Source organism: Listeria ivanovii subsp. londoniensis (assembly GCF_000763495.1).
GTDB lineage: Bacteria > Bacillota > Bacilli > Lactobacillales > Listeriaceae > Listeria > Listeria londoniensis.
The window spans coordinates 847,167-864,974 of sequence record NZ_CP009576.1 but is presented as its reverse complement, the minus strand read 5'-3'; the positions used below and the strand labels follow the sequence as shown (position 1 = coordinate 864,974).

Annotated in this window: 20 protein-coding genes; all 20 read right to left on the bottom strand. The window is 37.7% G+C overall.

Translation table 11 applies throughout. The features are described 5' to 3' along the window. Positions 1-13: 13 nt before the first annotated feature. Complete coding sequence (locus JL53_RS04235; protein ID WP_003718870.1) at positions 14-337, bottom strand: DUF1048 domain-containing protein; 324 nt, start codon at positions 335-337, stop codon at positions 14-16. Continuing rightward, positions 337-663: a PadR family transcriptional regulator gene (locus tag JL53_RS04230; protein WP_003718869.1), complete on the bottom strand. Its 327-nt coding sequence runs from the start codon at positions 661-663 to the stop codon at positions 337-339. Before JL53_RS04230 ends, JL53_RS04235 begins: the two co-directional genes overlap by 1 nt. A gap of 139 nt (positions 664-802) precedes the next feature. Beyond that, a complete protein-coding gene (locus JL53_RS04225; protein ID WP_038406867.1) occupies positions 803-3,148 on the bottom strand; it encodes a cation-translocating P-type ATPase in 2,346 nt (781 codons plus the stop codon). An 801-nt stretch (positions 3,149-3,949) separates the two neighbouring features. Beyond that, positions 3,950-4,594, bottom strand: a complete 645-nt coding sequence (locus tag JL53_RS04220; protein ID WP_038406866.1) for a hypothetical protein — start codon at positions 4,592-4,594, stop codon at positions 3,950-3,952. A gap of 13 nt (positions 4,595-4,607) precedes the next feature. Next, positions 4,608-5,270 carry a lytic transglycosylase domain-containing protein gene (locus JL53_RS04215; RefSeq protein WP_038406865.1) on the bottom strand — a complete coding sequence of 221 codons (663 nt, stop codon included), beginning with the start codon at positions 5,268-5,270 and terminating at the stop codon, positions 4,608-4,610. A 15-nt stretch (positions 5,271-5,285) separates the two neighbouring features. Continuing rightward, positions 5,286-6,587 (bottom strand): flagellar protein export ATPase FliI, encoded by a 1,302-nt coding sequence (gene fliI, locus JL53_RS04210; RefSeq protein WP_038406864.1) that lies wholly within the window; start codon positions 6,585-6,587, stop codon positions 5,286-5,288. After that, positions 6,584-7,276 (bottom strand): FliH/SctL family protein, encoded by a 693-nt coding sequence (locus tag JL53_RS04205; protein WP_038406863.1) that lies wholly within the window; start codon positions 7,274-7,276, stop codon positions 6,584-6,586. The genes fliI and JL53_RS04205 overlap by 4 nt, the downstream gene beginning before the upstream one ends. Next, positions 7,263-8,375 carry a flagellar motor switch protein FliG gene (locus tag JL53_RS04200; RefSeq protein WP_038406862.1) on the bottom strand — a complete coding sequence of 371 codons (1,113 nt, stop codon included), beginning with the start codon at positions 8,373-8,375 and terminating at the stop codon, positions 7,263-7,265. Before JL53_RS04200 ends, JL53_RS04205 begins: the two co-directional genes overlap by 14 nt. 3 nt (positions 8,376-8,378) lie before the next feature. After that, positions 8,379-10,022 carry a flagellar basal-body MS-ring/collar protein FliF gene (fliF, locus tag JL53_RS04195; protein ID WP_038406861.1) on the bottom strand — a complete coding sequence of 548 codons (1,644 nt, stop codon included), beginning with the start codon at positions 10,020-10,022 and terminating at the stop codon, positions 8,379-8,381. 67 nt (positions 10,023-10,089) lie between these two features. Beyond that, a complete protein-coding gene (gene fliE / locus JL53_RS04190; RefSeq protein ID WP_038406860.1) occupies positions 10,090-10,386 on the bottom strand; it encodes a flagellar hook-basal body complex protein FliE in 297 nt (98 codons plus the stop codon). Positions 10,387-10,402: 16 nt separating this feature from the next. Beyond that, a complete protein-coding gene (flgC, locus tag JL53_RS04185) occupies positions 10,403-10,813 on the bottom strand; it encodes a flagellar basal body rod protein FlgC (protein ID WP_038406859.1) in 411 nt (136 codons plus the stop codon). Positions 10,814-10,824: 11 nt separating this feature from the next. Next, entirely contained in the window at positions 10,825-11,226 is a 402-nt protein-coding gene (flgB, locus tag JL53_RS04180) for a flagellar basal body rod protein FlgB (protein ID WP_003718855.1), read from the bottom strand. A gap of 20 nt (positions 11,227-11,246) precedes the next feature. Further along, positions 11,247-11,528, bottom strand: a complete 282-nt coding sequence (locus tag JL53_RS04175) for a hypothetical protein (RefSeq protein ID WP_003746110.1) — start codon at positions 11,526-11,528, stop codon at positions 11,247-11,249. Next, positions 11,500-11,886, bottom strand: coding sequence for a flagellar export chaperone FliS (locus tag JL53_RS04170; protein WP_038406858.1), 387 nt, complete (start codon positions 11,884-11,886; stop codon positions 11,500-11,502). The genes JL53_RS04175 and JL53_RS04170 overlap by 29 nt, the downstream gene beginning before the upstream one ends. 19 nt (positions 11,887-11,905) lie before the next feature. After that, entirely contained in the window at positions 11,906-13,195 is a 1,290-nt protein-coding gene (locus JL53_RS04165) for a flagellar hook-associated protein 2 (RefSeq protein ID WP_038406857.1), read from the bottom strand. A gap of 11 nt (positions 13,196-13,206) precedes the next feature. Further along, entirely contained in the window at positions 13,207-14,082 is an 876-nt protein-coding gene (locus tag JL53_RS04160) for a flagellar hook-associated protein 3 (RefSeq protein WP_038406856.1), read from the bottom strand. 11 nt (positions 14,083-14,093) lie between these two features. Continuing rightward, positions 14,094-15,617, bottom strand: a complete 1,524-nt coding sequence (gene flgK, locus JL53_RS04155; RefSeq protein ID WP_038406855.1) for a flagellar hook-associated protein FlgK — start codon at positions 15,615-15,617, stop codon at positions 14,094-14,096. 18 nt (positions 15,618-15,635) lie between these two features. Next, on the bottom strand, positions 15,636-16,064 hold the full coding sequence (locus JL53_RS04150) for a hypothetical protein (RefSeq protein ID WP_038406854.1): 429 nt from the start codon (positions 16,062-16,064) through the stop codon (positions 15,636-15,638). Between the two features lie 9 nt (positions 16,065-16,073). After that, on the bottom strand, positions 16,074-16,538 hold the full coding sequence (locus JL53_RS04145) for a YaaR family protein (protein ID WP_012985063.1): 465 nt from the start codon (positions 16,536-16,538) through the stop codon (positions 16,074-16,076). 106 nt (positions 16,539-16,644) lie between these two features. Further along, a complete protein-coding gene (locus JL53_RS04140; protein ID WP_038406853.1) occupies positions 16,645-17,805 on the bottom strand; it encodes a hypothetical protein in 1,161 nt (386 codons plus the stop codon). Positions 17,806-17,808 lie beyond the last annotated feature (3 nt).

Here is a 17,808-nt window from a genome sequence, read left to right as displayed (position 1 = left end):
TTAGCCCTTCTTCCTATTTCATTGATTTGCGTAGTTTTTTACGCTCTTTGTCTAGCCATGTTTCTTCGGGGTATTCAAGTAATAAATTATCAGCAAACTCAGCTAAATCGTCGCCAACAACTGCTTTTAATTCGAGATTATCCGCGACAGCATTTTCAAACATTTCTAAGACGTTTTTTAAGACATAAAACATCCCTGCGCCTTTAGCAAAACTCCATAAATAGGTTTCGATTGCTTTCATTGCAGTTTGATAGTCTTCAGGCAAAGCAGCAATTCTTTTCTTATATAGTTTATAATCTCGTTTTTCTTCACGATATTTCTTATACCATTTAAACATTATACTTGCCCTCCTTTTACTTGAATCATTTTCGCTTGAATAAATTCCCAACGTTTCCAAAAAAGCGCTAACTCTTCTTTGCCACTTTCACTTAATGTGTAAAATTTTCTAGCTGGACCTAAATCCGATTTTTTCTTTTCTACTTCTACTAATCCTTTTTTTTCAATACGGAGGAGAATTGTATATACCGTTCCCTCTACTATCTCATCAAAACCCAAATCGTTGAGGTATTTCGTGATTTCGTAACCATACGTTTCGCCTCTGGAAATGCGCTCTAATATCATGCCTTCTAAACTCCCTTTAAGTAGCTCTGTTAGTCCTCTCACTCGAATTCACTCCTCTACTTTGTATTACTAGGTACAACTACATAGTAATACAAAGTAGGGTGGATGTCAACAGCTATGTTTAAATAAAAAACTGGCATACTTTTGAATTAGCTGATTCAAAAGCATGCCAGTTACTATTTTAATCATGTGCTCCTGCCCAAGAAAAGCGCATGATAACATGTCTGATAAACCAATATAATGGGCCACAAGAAATGAGAAGTGGTACGTAAATGAGCATCATTTCCCAATCAAAAATCGAGACTAACGAAAAAATATTTCCAGCGAACAAGAATAAACAAACAAATGCAGCCATCATTGTTCCGACAAGTAATTTTGTTTTTGGACCAAATGGATGTCCAACACTAATTAAAGCTACAAAACAGGTTGCACCCGTGAGCATTACATTCATCGTTGAAGTTTGTGCAAAAGTTAATCCTAACATATTACCAAATGCTAAAATCAACATGATATAAGCAATGACACAAGTTGCAGCAGGCACGGAGGTTTGTAAAACTTTATGCAAGAATTGCCCTTTGATTTGTTCATAATTTGGTTTTAGTGCTAAGAAGAATGATGGAATTCCTACCGTTAATGAAGAAATCGGGCTAAGCTGAATTGGTTGGAATGGATAGGCACCCGGTACAAAAATGAAGGTAAGTGCTAAAACTGTAGAATACATGGTTTTAATCAAGTACAGTGCAGCAACCCGTTCAATATTGTTAACAACACGGCGTCCCTCGCGAAGCACATCAATCATGGAGTCAAAATTATTGGATAACAGCACGAAATCCGAAACACTGCGTGCCGCGCCACTTCCTTCAGCCATTGCAATACTGCAGTCTGCTTCTTTCAAAGCGAGCACATCATTGACACCATCTCCAGTCATCGCTACAGTATGACCTTGTTTTTGGTATGCGTTAATTAGTGATTTTTTTTGGTGTGGAGTAACGCGACCAAAAACAGTGTATGATTCAATTAAACTTTCCATATCTGCATTTTCACTAACGGTATTCATATCAATAAATTTATCTCCGTTTGCGATTCCGGCACGAACAGCGACATTGGAAACAGTAACAGGGTTATCCCCAGAAATCACTTTGATGGATACACCTTCATTTGCAAAAAAAGCAAAGGTACTTGGTGCTTCCTCACGAATATTATCGGCAAGCAAAATATAAGCAAGCAACTCACTTTTTTCGGGTAAAACAGCTTTTTTCATTTGTTCAGAGGTATGAGCTACCGCTAAAACTCGAAATCCTTCGCGTGCATAGCCATCTAGTTCTCGCTTATTTTCTATCGATAAGTCTTGGAAAAGGAATTCTGGTGCACCAATTAAAAATGTTCCTTTTTCAGCAAAGCTACAACCACTCCATTTTCTAGCAGAAGAGAAAGGGTAACAGGTAGTAGCTTGCCATTCTGGATTTTCCGTAAAATGTTTTTTTAAAGCGATACTAGTCGCATTATTATCTGTTAGTGAACTCACTATCGCACTAACGCTCGCACTTATTTGAGCGGCAGAGACATTTGGATTTTTCAGCACGATATCTGTTACATCTAAATTTCCATCTGTAATCGTTCCTGTTTTATCTAAACAAAGCACATTGACACGTGCAAGTGTTTCAATACAAGGCATAGATTTTACAAGGACTTTTTGTTTTGCTAAATTAATGACACCAACTGCGAGTGCAATACTTGTTAGTAACACTAAGCCTTCTGGAATCATCCCAATCATTGCAGCTGAGGTCCCAAGCACTGATTCTTTAAGTGGCAAATCTTGAAAATATTTCGAGAAAAACAAGGCTAATCCTAGTGGAATAATAATGAAAGTAAGCACTTTTATAATCTTTTTAATAGAGCGAATTAATTCACTATCAGGACGCTTCTCTTGCTTCACTTCCATGGAAATTTTCGAGACAAAGCTTTGTTCTCCAACTGCCGAAACTTCCACATAGGCTTGCCCACTTACGATATAGCTTCCCGACATTACTGTGTCTTTAGATCCTTTTAAAACAGGTTCTGACTCGCCGGTTAATTGCGACTCATCAACTTCTAAGCCGTCTGTCCGATAAATCACTCCATCCGCGCAAATCTGATCTTCCCGATTTAAAACCATAATATCACCAAGTACGATTTCTCCTTGTTCTAGTTCACAAAGTTTTCCGTCGCGCATGACTTTCACTTTGGCTTGTGTCAATATTGTTAATTTATCGATATTACGCTTTGCTCGAATCTCTTGAAAAATTCCCATTGCAGTATTACAAAGGGCCACTCCAAGAAATAGTAAATTCTTATAACTTCCTACAAAAATAATAAAACTTGCAATCACCACATTAATAATATTAAAGAGCGTAAATGTATTATCGCGAATAATTCCAGCAATACTACGCGTTAGTGGTTTAAGCGCATGATTGACTTGTCCGTTTCTAACCCGCTCCCTCACTTCTTCGCTGGATAAGCCTTGTGGGAGATGTGTGTTTGTTTCCATCTTAACAAATCCTTTTCGATTTAGAGTTTTTCTTTTTTAGCTTACAAATGATGTAGTCATGTAAAATGTAAATGATTGGTTTCTATGGATATTTTCTACAATCGAAAGAAACCTGTTCTTTTATTTATACGCTTTTCCCGATTGAAAAATAGTGATTCTTTTATTTATCTCTTATAAAATTTATTTTTTCTTACTATTAGTATAACATTTTCAGTCCCATTTTTTATGAGCATTTAGTGAGTTTTTAGATAAAAAATGGAAAGAATATTCAGCTGGGATTTTTTTCTGTAATACTAGCTTCTTGTTTATTTATGTAATAAAAAACTGTAGGCAAAATGACTTCTCACTTTGTCTACAGTTTATTTTAACTTATTGATAAATGTGCTTACAATACTTTTTTACTTTGATTGTCTTTTTCTAAAATACAACCACACACCTTCTCATAGAGCCAAGTCGTCAATTATATCTACAGAATTTGTATTGCCTGTATGTAAAAGTTTTTTCTCGTTAATAGTTAACTTATTTTCAGATTTGGCATTAGGCTTCTCTTTTGTTTTAGCAAGATGCACTATGAATGATCCTTGTTCTGCTGAACCACCATCTTCATTCAGCGCAATTCCATAAACCTTCTATCATAAATCATATTTGTACTGCGCATAAATAAAAACCGCCTTTTTGCAAGAATAGGAGTAATTAAACAACGGACTAACAAGGTGACTTTTATATAGCAATAGAGCATAAGAAAAATTATTTTGTGGCTACATTTAGAAATAAAAGTCATTATAAAGATAGTGCTTTTCCTTATTGAAAAAGCACTTCCGGATTTTGTTTCATTGCTTCTAGGTCAGCAATATTGATTGTTAAAAATTTCTTTTTGGGAGCTTCAAGGGTTTCAAGCCATTCGTTTGTAAGATCCGTCGCGATTTTTGCTGCTGCTTCGGTTTGACAAATAAAACCAATATTTTTGTATTGGCATTTTTCACCCAGTTGAGCGTAATGCACAGCCGTATCTTCTTCAGGATTAAAAATAGTTAAATAGAAATTACGGTTACCTTTTAAAAATTGCATATCGATTTCACTTGAGTCTACTAATTTGAAATCACGTTTTGTGAACTGGTTGATAGCTGCTGATTTCACCTCTGACAAATCTAAAGTTACATTTACAAATGGATTTTCCAAGTTTTGAAGTTGGCTTGCTTCAAAGGATTTCGTTACTTCCTGTTCGGTTGTAAAAGCTTGAAGTTGTTCTTCTACTCGAGCCATTTTCGCTTCAAAATCGAGTTCGTTTAGAAGGGTTTCCGTTTGTCTAATCACACTAATGGCTTCTTCAAATTGGGCATTTTTTATGTAGGTAGTCACTTTTTCAGCAGCTTCAATGTTGATTTCTTGCTGCATCGCTGTGGTCATATCTCGCCAAGACTCCCATTTTTGTTGCCAGTTTCCCATCACTTTATCTCCTTTATCCAATAATTTTCGTTAAATAGTTTTGTGTTTCTTTGAATGGTGGAATGCCGCCATATTTACGAACATTTCCTGGCCCGGCATTATAAGCTGCTAGCGCTAGTTTTAAGTCGCCGTCATATTGTTTGATATAGCCTGCTAGCTGTTTCGTACCTGAATCGATGTTTGTGGCTGGATCTGTTCGATTCGTTCCATACATCAGTTGCATAAGGCCTGTAGCTCCTGCACTTGAAGCCACATTTGGATTAAAATTAGATTCTACTTGGATAACTCGCTTAATGAGTGCTTCTGGAACGTCATATTTGGCTGCAGCTGTTTGAATTAATTCGCTATACTTTCCTTCATTTTCCGCACTGATTGCTTTGATCTGATAGTTATTCCAATTGATTGATTCAGAGCTAGCTGTTTTTTCGGTTGCGCTGGTCGGAGCTTTAGTAGTCTTGGTTTCCGTTTGGTTAATTAATGCTTCGTAGACTACCCGAGCATGGTTTAGTTCGGTAGCTGTTACGGTTGGAATGTTGGTCGTTTTTGTTTCCGTAGTTCCGCTGTTTAATCGTTCATTTAATTTAGTTTCAAAAGTGGTTGCAGATTGTTTCGCTACTTCGAAGGCGCTAGCGAACTCGGCTTGTCTTGTACTCATTATTTGTTCTACTGGATTCACTGACGATACTCCTTTTTATATTAAAGTTTCCATCAATTGATTTGTTTCTTCGAGCGTGACACTTTCATCTCGCAATTGTTTCAAAAATTGATGAATAAAATATGATTTTTCTTTACTTGTAAAAATGGCGGCATTATCGCTCGTTTGTTCGATGGTTCCGAGTTTGAAATAGAGTTCATTTTCTTGGTAAATACTTATCCATTCACGAATCTTCGAGGCCATTTCCCACTGGCTTTCGGGAACGATTTCTTCCATTACTCGACTAACAGAACTAAGAACATCAATTGCTGGATAATGATTTTTTGTTGCCAAGTCTCTGGTTAAGACAATATGCCCATCTAAAATTCCTCGAGCTAAATCGGGTACTGGTCCGTTCATATCATCGCCATCGACGAGAACAGTATAAATACCTGTTATCGAGCCTTGTTCTGTTTTTCCGGAACGTTCAAGTAATTTTTTCATATAAGATTCCATCAATAATGTTTTTCCACCAATTGGTAAATCTTTAACAGCGATATCAACACTTCTTCTGGCGTCAGCAAAACGTGTTACAGAGTCCATCATTAACAAAACGGTCTTTCCTTGATCGCGGAAATGTTCTGCAATGGATGTAGCAAGTTTAGCAGCTCGTAATTGCATTAAGTGACTTTCATCAGAAGTAGCTGCAACGATAACGCTTTTACGCAGTCCTTCTTCACCGAGATCTTTCCGCAAAAAATCCTTTACTTCCCTGCCCCGCTCGCCAACTAATCCGATAATATTAATATCCGCCTTTGCGTTTCTAGCTATCATACCTAGCAAAGTCGATTTCCCGACACCGGATCCGGCGAAAATACCAATTTTTTGACCAATACCAATTGTTAACATGCCATCAATTGCTTTTATGCCAGTTTCAAGCGTTTCGGTAATTTCTGCGCGATTAAACGCATGGATTGGTGGTGCTTCCAGTGGCATTTTTTGCTTATATTTTGCCGTGCCAGCTTCTTCGTTTAAAATTTCTCCAGAAGCATTTAGCACTTTTCCAAGTAAAAATTCGTCCGCTGGAATGGTGATGTTGGTATCCGTTACGTAAACCCAATCGCCATATGCCACCTTATCGCTTTGATTAAATGGCAATAGCATATTGTTTTCTTTTTCAATGGAAATAACTTCGCAAAGGACTTTATTTTCACCGACCATGACTGTATCGCCAATTTTCACTTGCGGGCCTTTGGAAATATACATTTGTTCTTGAACGGTGTGGATTTTGCCTTTTTGGATGTAAGGTACGGTGTTTTTCAGTTCTTGCCAGGCTTTTGTTTTAGGCGACCAGTTCACGAATTATCGCCTCCTAGAATTTTCCGTTCGTCATTTTGTGTATGAAGTGTCTGGAAGATTTCGGTGATTCGGTAGTCAAAGTATTCTTTTTCTTCTTCTACTGTGAATTCGCCGTAATCAAGTCTCATGTCAAAATTCCAGTGAATATTTTCTAGTAGCCAGTCGTATTTTGTGCCGGTGTTTTCTTCTTTTAGTGCTTGTAATGTTTCTGGGTGGGTTGTGACGTTTAGTTTGTCGAAAGCTACTGGGAGTTTTTGGATGACTTCGGTTAGCATTGGCAAGACTTCGATTTGGCGTGTATCAATTGCTTGATGGACGATCCTTTCGGCAAGATCAATGCTTTCATCCCACAGAAAATCGGTAATGGTTAGATAGATTTGTTCTTTTTCTTGTTCAAAAGCTATTTTTTGCTGTTCGAGTTCTGTTGCTGCTTGTTTTTTCAGTTCAGCAATTTCTGCGCGTTCAGCAGCTAATAGGGCTTTTTCCTTTGCTATTTTTTGTTGTTCGATTTCAATGGTTGACTTATGTTTTTCGAGTTCCTTTTGGTGATTTTCAAGTTGTTCTAGTTCTTTTGCATAGGGGGACTCGACTTCTGTTGATTCGGCAATGTCATCCAAATAAATTAGTTCCATTTTCACGTCGGATAGCGTTACGTCGGTTTTCGGGATGCGCGGATTAGATAAGGACATCCTGTTCACCCCGTTGAATAACTATTTTTCCGTCTTTTTCTAAGTTTTTAACAACATTCGCAATATCTTGCTGTGCTTGTTCCACATCTGAAAGTCTGATTGGGCCTAAGACTTCTAGTTCTTCGGTAATCATATCGCGACGGTTTTTCGATACGCAAGATAAGATTTTTTCTTTGAGTTCTTCTTTTTCGTTTTTGAGTGCGCGGGCGATTTTGTTGTTGTCTTGAATTTCGGCTAGTACTTGTTGTAAGGTCATGTTATCAAGCAAGATAATATCTTCAAACATAAACATTTTTTCTTTGATTCGTTCGGAAAGTTCTGCTTGTTGGACATCCAAATACTCAAAAATCGTCCGTTCTAAGCCACGCGTGACGTTATTTAGAATGTTCGCGACATTTTTAATTCCATCGGTTTTGTTTAGAGAACTATTCGACATTGTGTCTAGTTTAATTCGTAGTAAATTCGATACATTTTGCATGACTTCGCTGTCAAATTGCTCCAAGCTAGCGATGCCGATGACGGTATTAATCATTTTTTCTTCAGGTAAAAGTGCGAGTAATTTGGAGGCTTCTTCTGGTTTCATGTAGGAAGCAATCATCGCTATTGTTTGTGGAGACTCATCGCTTATTATCGTGAATAATGAGTCTACATCATCAATTTCGCGTAAAATATCTAGTGCTGTTTCACCGATTCTGGATTCTGCTTCAACGCCATAAATTAGTTGGTTTAGCTCTTCTGTTGTCATATCTGGGAATAAACGTTGTAAATGTTCACGGTCAAGTTTGGCAATGCCTCCGGAAAGAAGTTCTAGTTCACCTAAAAATTCTTTGGTTGCTTCTTCTACCGCTCCTCCGTCCATTTCTTTCATTTTAGCCATTTCGCGCGCAAGGCGTTGTTTGGAGGCATCTGGTAGTAAATCAACAACTTCTGTCGCGATTTCTTCCTCTAGACTCCAAATAATAAGAGCGGCTTTTTCACGCCTTGAAATACCTGATTCTGATGTCCGTGTTGTGGTTTCATCTGTTGACGTTTCTTCTTCTGTAACTGCTTCTTGCTCAGACATTGTATCTTCTAAGGTTTCTTTTAGTGTTTCTGCCATTTTCTATTCCTGCCTTTCATTCAGCCATTTTTGGATGACTGCGGCGGCGCGCCCTGGATCTTCTTTGGCCATTTCACCGAGTTTATTTTTCAAGCTTTCTTTTCTAGCTTTCAGTTCTGGTTCAGATAAGTGGAATGCGTCTGTTTGGAAATTGAAATCTGGATGATCCTCTGGCATAACGATTGCTTCTTCGGCAGGGATGTAATCTACTTCTTCTGGTTCGAGTGCTTCTTCTAGTTGTTCTTTACGTTTAAGGAAGATAATGTAGCCGATGATTCCAGCAGCAATAATTGCAAATAGTAAACCACCTGCTAGCCACCAAATCCAAGCTTTACTTGCTGGTTCAGGAGTTTTCCCGGCGTCTTTTTCTACTGGTGTTTGGTTATCTAGGAACTGAATTGGCATGATGGTTACGTCTCCGTTTTGGAAAGTGCCTTCAAAAGTTGGAGTTGCTCCTTCTTCGGCGCCTTCTGGAGTTGCCATATTTGGAGTTAATCCAGCCGAAACGCCCACTGCTTTCGTAAATTCAGCCATATCTACGCCGTTATTGTTTAATGCTTGTTGATCTACCCAAACAACCACATTTGTTTTCGCAAGTGCTGGGTGTTTTTTGATTTCTTGGATAGTGGAGTCTAATTCGTAATTGGTTGTTTCGCTTGATTTTTCACTGGTGTATGTATTCGTGTCCCCGCCGTTTTCTTCTGTGTAGTTTGGTACGTCAGCATTAGCAGCGGTGCCTGATTCGGTTGTATTTGTGGAACCTTTCGATGTGTCAGTCGAGGTGTCTTTTTGATTACTACGAACTTTTCCGTCATTTGGATAACGTTCAGTGTTTTGTTTTATTTCATCAAAATTTACGGTAACGCTTGTATTGACACGGAAATTATCTAAGGCAAAAATGCTCGAAAGTGTGCCTTCAATGTCAGTTTTAACGTTTTTTCCGATTGCATTCTGGATGTCTACTTCATTTTTGTACGCGGAACTGCCTTCTTCTTTTGATGTATCTGCTTCTGAAATAACGCCATTTTTCGTATCAATTATTGCTACATCTTCGCTAGCAACGTTTGGTACTGCTGCACTTACGGTTCGCTGGATGCCAAGGACTTGTTCGCTCGTCAGTGTTTGATTGTTTTTGGTTTTAAGTGTAACTGCGGCGCTTCCTTTTTGGCTAGCTTCTTCAAAAATCGAGCTTGATTCTGGTAATGTTAGCTGCACGGAGGCACTATCTACTGTTGTTCCATAGCTTTGAACGATTTCTTTTTCTAAATTAACTTTTGTTCCGACTTTTTCTTGCATTTTTTTATCTTCTTCACTGGCACCAAGAGAACTATTAAGTAAAATGTCGTTACCGTCTTGACCTGTGTATGGTATGCCTAGATCGGCGAATTTATCGCGTACGAGTGTCTCGACTTTTTCGTCTACTAAAATATTACCGCTTTTATCGACGGTGTAATCAACGCCCATTTTAGCTAATTGATCGGTAACTTGTTGCTGGCTTGTTTCTGATAAATTTTTATAAAGTGTAATTTCTGTTTTAGGCGTGTTTAAATAGAGTAAAAAGACCGTGACTACGACAAAAAGGCCGACAAAAATCGCGCCTTTGTGCCAATTCTTCAATTTCGAATACATTGTTTTTATTTTTGCCATTTTAAAAACTTCGCTCCATTTTTCTCGTGTGAACGATTGACTAAAACTCCCCCGACTAGTCTAACCGCTACACTTGCATATTTAAAAGCTGTTTGTAGCTTTCGATTACATTATCACGAATGACCGCAGCAGTTTTCATTTCTGATTCTGCTTTTTTCATTTGAATAAGTACATCACTTGCATTTCCTTCTCCGGTAGTTAATAGGTTGGAAACGGAATTTTGTGCGTTTGATTGTACATCACTCATACTATCCAGCATTTGCGTGAAGGTATTTCCGGCACCAGCCGCGTTGTCTGTTTTTGCGGTTTCTAAAAGCGTGACTTTGGGCATGACGCTTGCTGTATTAATACTTTCCATTGCCATTGATTACGACACTCCTTTATACTTTGCCAATCTCTAAATCTTTTTCCATCATTTTTTCATTTGCTTGTAAAGCGGAAGTATTTGCAGCATACATTTTTTGACCGACCATTAAATTGGTCATTTCGGCAGTCATATCAACGTTTGCATAATTTACGTAGCCAGCTTCATTTGCATTTGGATGTGTTGGATCATAGACACGCTTGACGCTGCCTGTATCGCTTGATATTTCGCTTACTTTGATGCCTTTTGTACCGGTAAGTGCGGTTTCGAATGGGCTTATTTCTGACATGACGACACGTTTTCTAAGGAAAGGTGTTTCGCCAGGTGCGGCGCTTGAGTCCGCGTTCGCAATATTATTAGAACTAACTTCCATCCATTGTTTCGCAGCATTTAACGCTGAGCCACTTGTGTTTATCCCTTCAAACATGACCTTTCACCTTACTTTCCACGAGCTGCTGTGTTGATTGATGAATTGTAGTTGAGTGCACTGATCGCGAGCGCGTACATTTGGTTATTTTTCGTTAAGCTAATCATTTCAGAAGTGACATTTACATTGTTGCCATCTTCATTAATAGAACCGCCTTTAGTTGTTACTTTCGCATTTGTTTGGTCTATTTCTGTGCCAGCTAAATGTTTGCTGTTCGTCTTAGTTAAACTGCCCGTTGTTGCCTCATTATTTTGACCAGACGGACGAAGACTTGATCCAAGCGATTCCTCGAAACTCGTCTCACTTGCTTTGAAATTCGATGTATTGGCATTGGCGATATTATTCGAAACTACTTGGTTGGCAGTTTGGAGATAATTTAAATAATTACCAATATGCGTAGTGTAATTTTCCACTGATTGTTTCCTTCTTTCTTTTAGAAAAATTTCGCATAATTTCGGTTGGCGGCTTGACGACTTTTATTTTCTGTAAAGGCATTTTCGGTTCGTTCTAATTGCGTTTCGGTAAAAAGGAGGCCTTTATTTATGACTGCTTTTGTTTCCTGATAAAATGCTTTCTTTTGGTCGTTTGGCATCGTTTCAGCGCTTTTAAGAAGTTCTTTTAGTTTGGTTTGATATTCTTGCAGTGACACGGTTAATTGGCCTGTTGTGTGAAACATCGCCTTTAACTCAGCCAAATGTGTCTTTGCTTGATTCATGTTTCATCACTCCCTCGTAGCCTTCTTTCAGCTGCGTGATGACGTGAATGATTGTGTTAATGTTAACTGGTTGTTTTAGTAATTGCATTTGGCGAATTTGTTCGGAAATCCATTCGTATAGTCCAAAAATATTATCGTATAATTCTTGACCGGCTTCTGGATTTAGTTGTAATTTTAATTCTTCAAAGATTTTTTCCATTTTATCGAGAATCAAATCTGCTTCAGAAAAATGTAGTGCTTCTAGTGCTTTTTCTAACTTTTTAAATTCGATAATACAACGTTCGTATATATAAATCGTATTTTTGATGGGGTTGCTTGTACTTAGTTCATTTTGGGTATACCGTTTCCAAGCTTGCATTTAATCCACCTACCCTTGTTTATTTATTAGAACTGTTCATGCCGTCAATTAGCGCGTCTAGTGTCATTGCATCACTTTGCATCGCCTGCATCATTTCCAGCCATTTATTATATTGATTGGTAATATTCGTTAGTAGTGTGTCATTTCTGCTAGTAATATCGGTTAGTTTTAGGTTTAATTTATTGATTTCATTCGACATCGAGGTAGTTTCGTCTGTAATAAAACCAGTAGAGCCAAATGTTTTGTTCAAAGATTGATAAAGTTCGTCGCCAAGCCCACCAATACCAAAGAAAAATCTTTCAACGGCGGTTGGATCTTCGGCTACGATTTTTTTCATTGCTGTTTCATCTACTTTTAAAACGCCTTCTTTGTCGACACTAATACCAAAATCAAATAAAGTATTTCCATCTTTTTTGTGTTGGAAAACATTGTTTAGTGCGCGATTAGCTTCTAAGTCGGCAAGAGAGGCTTGTAAAATAGTTCCTTTTCCCGTATAAGTTTTCATTGTGCTTGTTAGTGCGTTGTATGTATTTACAAAACTAGTAATCATCTTCGCGGCATTTTCATCGGATTGATCTTGGATAGTTAGTTTTTCTGTCCCAGTGGTTTCTTTTTTGAGGTTAATCGTAACTCCTGGGATGTAGTTTGTTACTTTGTTCGTTGCGCTAGTGACAGTTGCCCCGTTGATTCGTAACTTGGCATCTTCGGCAGCTAAGTGGTCTGGAGAATTTTGTACTAAACCGAGCGCTTCTAAAACAGCGGCGTCACCTTCGAATTTGATGCTGTTTTCTACACCTGTTGTTGCTGAAGTCACAACCATATTTTCGCCTAACGTATATAAATTCACTTTAGCTCCGGCGCTATTAATTGTATTCATGACATTTTTCATTGAGCTATCTGCGTCTACTTTGATTTCTTTGCCATTGATTTTTATCGTGCCACTCACGCCGATTTTTGCTTCAATGTCTGGAACTGCTTTATTGTATGTGTCTGCTGTTGCAAGGTTCTCAACTTCAATCGAATAACTGCCATTGACGGAACTACTCGTCGAAGAAACGGTAAAACTTGTTTCATTAGATGATGTTGCGAGTTTTGTTTTGCTTTCGTATGTAGTAAAAGAACTCATCGTTTTCAGTGAATCAGATAAGGCATTTTTCAAACTAGCGTAAAGATCAATTCTTGACTGATAGCTAGAAATTTGGTTTTGATAAGGCGTTTTTGCTTTTTCCAAACTAGCTTTTTGAAGACTAATAAATTGTGAATAATATTGCGTTGGGTCCATTAAACTGCTTGCAATCGAACTTCCCACTTGGATTCACCTCACATATAATTTAGAATGCTTAATTTTTGTACCATGACACTTGATTGTAATGCTGCTTGGTAGGCAATAGATGTTTTATTTAAATTGCTTACTGCTTCTGGCATGTTCACTTCTTCTACATTCGATTTACGTTCTGAGAAGTCGGTGATTTTGCTGGAAAGTACATTATCATAAGCAGCAACACCATTTTTTTCCCCGCCAATATTTGTCATCGAATTGGTGATAATTTCGATATTTTGGCTATTAATTTCTTGCAAACCAGAAAGCGCATCTTTGTCGCCAGTTTTCATTGCGTCGACAATCTTTTGGATATTATTGAATACATCGGTCATCGCGCTTCCATCGTGGAAAACTTCGACTTCGAGCGTGTCAGTAACACGGAAATTTTTGTTTTCGGTTGTTCCATTGTAAATGATTTCGCCGGTTGTTTTATCGGTTGTAAAGGGCTTAACGCTAGTGCTTGACCCACTAAAAACGTATCGTCCATCATCTTCTGCATTAGCAACGGAAAGAAGTACACCTAGTAATCCTTTAATTTCTTCGGCCGATTGAGACATATTATTTTTATCACTCGTGCCATTAATCGCTTGTAAGACTAATGCGTTCACTCGGTTCATCGAGGTTGTCATCGAAGAAAGGGATGTTTCTGCCGTATTTAGTAACGACTTAGCTTCTGTCACATCAGTCTTTTCGCGGTTTAACTGGCTAAGTACGTGGTTATAGGATAAAATTTGCGCCGTCGCACCAGGATTTTGGCTCATTGACTCATATTTCTTCCCAGATGAAACTTGTAATTGGTATTTAGCAAGATTTCCTGAGACATTGTTCAACTGATTAATAATGGTATTTGCTTGTTGGTTCGTTGAAATTCGCATCATTTTCCTCCTTATAACATTGCTAAGAGTGCTTTCATCATATCGTTTACAGTATTCATTGCTTTCGTATTTGCTACATAATAGCTTTGATACTGCATAATGTTCGTCATTTCTTCATCAATATTGACTCCTTCAAGCGACGATTTTGACTCTGAAAGTGAACTTAAAGCCTGTGTATCTGCGGTAGATGTTGCACTACTTTTACTTGCATCTGTTGCTACTTCGGTAATTATTCCGTCCATAAAATTTGGAAAAGTGGTTCCTTCGATATTTTTATCTGTTTTTAAAGAAGCGATATCCGCCGCAATCACACCTAAGAATTGTTTGTTTTCTGCATTATTTGTAATTGTAGGATTAATCATCCATTTTCCCGCATTTTGAACAAAAATTGGTATCGAAAAGTCGCTCACATCATTTACATACGTGCTTGTGCCAAGTGAATCAATCGAATGGCTCGTCCCACCAATATCAATTGTGTCTCCAGAGCGTGTTACCCCAGGGAATTTTTCCAATTGACGTAAAAGTTCTTCGCGATTACTAAGTAGTTTTTCATCATTTGGATTTGCTTGGAGCGCATCATTTATTTTTTGTAAATCGTCCATTGTTTTATTGACGTTTTTTACTTGAATATCATCTAGCGCTTTCGCTAAGCCATTTGAAAAAGTTTCGATTTTAGCTTGATAGGATTTAATTTCGTTTTGATTGACGCGAACGGAAGCACTAATGGAACCTTCTGGCATATGGAGCGTTTGACCGCTTACGGAGAATTCAAAACCGCTTGCTGTACGCGTTGAAGTGATTTCAGTCGTTTCGTCGCCTTGAACAACTAAGCGACCGCCAATTGTCACATCGTATACATCCGGATTATTCGGGTGTGCGCTCACAGAAATCCCTGCATATCCTGACATGGTCGTTAAAAGTTGGTCACGTTGATTTAGTAAATCGTTTGGTGGGTTGGAACCAGCATTCCCAATTGCTTTATTGATACTGCCTAGTTTTTTAATTAATGTGTTTAAGTCTTTCACGGCCGCTTCTGTGTCAGCAGTAATGGTTGTTTCTAGTTCTTTTAAGCCTGAATGAAGTTGGTTTAATTGATCGGTAAAAATCGTCATGCTCGAAAGAAGAGCAGTTGTATTGGTTGCTTGGTCAGGATTTTTTGCAAGTGCACCCCAAGCAGTGAAAAAGTTATCTAAATTATCACTTGGCGTATTTTTACCAGGTGTTCCAAATAAATTTAATGCTTGGTTTAATGCGCCACTTTCGTATAACGAAGCAGATTGTTTGGCAATTTGATTGTTGTATTGCGTCGTAAGTGCTACATTGGTCAGTCGTTTTATGTCTGTAACTTTGACTCCGTATCCCGTTTGCTTGTTTCCACCTAGAAGCCCACCATCACTATAAATCGCTTGTTGATCCACTGCTTGCCTAATATAGCCTGGCGTATTCATATTACTAATATTTTGCTGAGCGACCATATTAGCGATTTGCGCCGCTGACATGCCCGATAATGACGTATTAAAATCACTTAAACGCACAAAAAATCCCTCCGTTTACTAAAAAGTCTCGTTAATCATCATATTATTTTCGGCTTGCGTTTCTGCGTGATGGCCGGTAATAACATCCACCATATGTTCAGAAAACGCTAGCTGCATTTCGGTTTTAATTTGATTTTCTTGCACGCTTATTCTTAGAGCAGCTTCTTTTTCAAGCAGTAAGCCTTTTCGTTCATTAATGAGTGCATTTTCAGCTGGTGTCAAAGTTCTTTGCCATTGTTGTAAGGTACTATTTTCACCAATCGCCACTCTCAGATTTTCATATTCTTTTTGTAAAATGGCTAATTCACGTTGAAGCCCTAATTGGTGCTCTTCCGCTTCTAACCAATTCTCGGCTTGAATTAGTTTTCCTAATAAAATGGCTTCTTGATTCGCTTTTTCATTACATTCAATTAATTTTTCCAATTGTTTTTGGATTTCTTCCTGCATTCCCATCACCTACAATACAACATCGAGAATCATGCCAGTAATTTCACCAATTCGGTTTAACATGTCTAAATGTCCAGTTTTTGTATCAATTAAATTCATCACATCATCTAATTCACTTGTTTGTTTTTCTACTTGCTTTAAAATCGTCATTTTTTGAGAAAACCCATATTTTGGATGCCTGCTTTCGACATTATCATAATCCATCACATTATTTACATAAAAATTCAAAAATGATTGGACAGCTTTTTTATAGCTTAAAACGTTATCGACCGTCATATCCATTTCGACGAGCGTTTTTTTATCTGTAACTTCGGTAATTAATTCCTTGATTTCTGTAAGGGATGGACTTTGTTTCTTGCCATTTGCTTTCATTTGCTCGAAATAAAGCTGCTGCGTTTGGTTTAATTCTTGCATTCCCCTAACTAAATTTGTCTGTTTGGACTGCGAAATCTGGCTTATTGAAACATTATTCATCCTTTTTCCCCCGAAAAACTCATTTTCGCTTTCTAAACGTTATTTTTCTATTCAATTATACTGAAACAATCCTAAAAAGTATATATTTTTTTAAAAAATATCTTTTTTAAAATAAAATAAAAAATAATAAAATAATAAAAATGGCTACTATCAAAAAAAAGACTGGTTGTTTCGACACGCTCCGGAAATCTTTAACTAATAAATCTAAAAATGACATTTCTTGTTGCGCTAATAGCATCATTTTTGTCATGTCACTAGCAGATTCGGCGTCAACACTTCCTAAAATTCGTTCAGCATCTGTAAAACCTGCCTCCACTTCCATTTTTTGGAAAAGTTGCGACAGTCTAGTTAATTGTCCTTGCATTCGGTCCAAAATAACAGCGATACTTCCTTGCGTCATTTGTCCATCAGCTAATCTTTGCAACTCTTGGAATAGTTCTGTTAGTGGTTTGGTTGCTTGCTGATGAAAAATTTGGATATTGCCATTTGGAAAAGCGCCGATTTGAGGTAAAAGTTGGTTCATCATTTTTAAATATTCACTGCCAACTTTCCAAATATTGATGTTTTCAGCTTGTAGTTCATACGGCATTAAGTGACGTGCGTGAAACATATTGCCAAATTCACGCAAAACTTTAATCATCCAGTTCGTTTCTTGTTTTGCTTCCACAATCGGATCTAGCTTCGTCGCATGCTCGATGTGTCCTTGAAACTCGCGCATCATTTGAATGCCTTTTTCCATGTTTCCGGAAGCAATTTGCATCGTCCGCAAGAAATCGTACTTGCCAGTTGTCTCAAATGTCAAAGTTGGTAGCATTTTTAGCAGAAACGATATTTCGTTCATTATCTTCTGATTGGCTAAAAAAAGTTTTTGATTTGCTGGGTTTTCTGAAAAATAAGCTTCAAAATTATGTTGTTTCATTAAAATCGTGCTTAGTTGGCTGCTAATTTCTCTTCTAACTGTTTGCCATTTTGTTGAATCAGTCGGATTTTTAATTCCAGCACGCATCACATAGAAAATTAAGTCATTGGCTTTTTTAGCATTGTTCATCATTAATTTCATGTATAGTTCTAAATTTGTTGCGGTTCTACTCAGTTGTAAATTACTTAGCTCTTGAAAGGAAAATGATACGGGCGGTGTTTTTCCTGTTGCAACTTCGGTAGTCATCTGGGCTCTCGTCACTTCTTTTGCCAGTGGATTTTGTTTAATTATTTCCCGGTCTAATTGGTTACGATTTTCCGCGGATTCTTGAATGCCATCTATTTTCATACC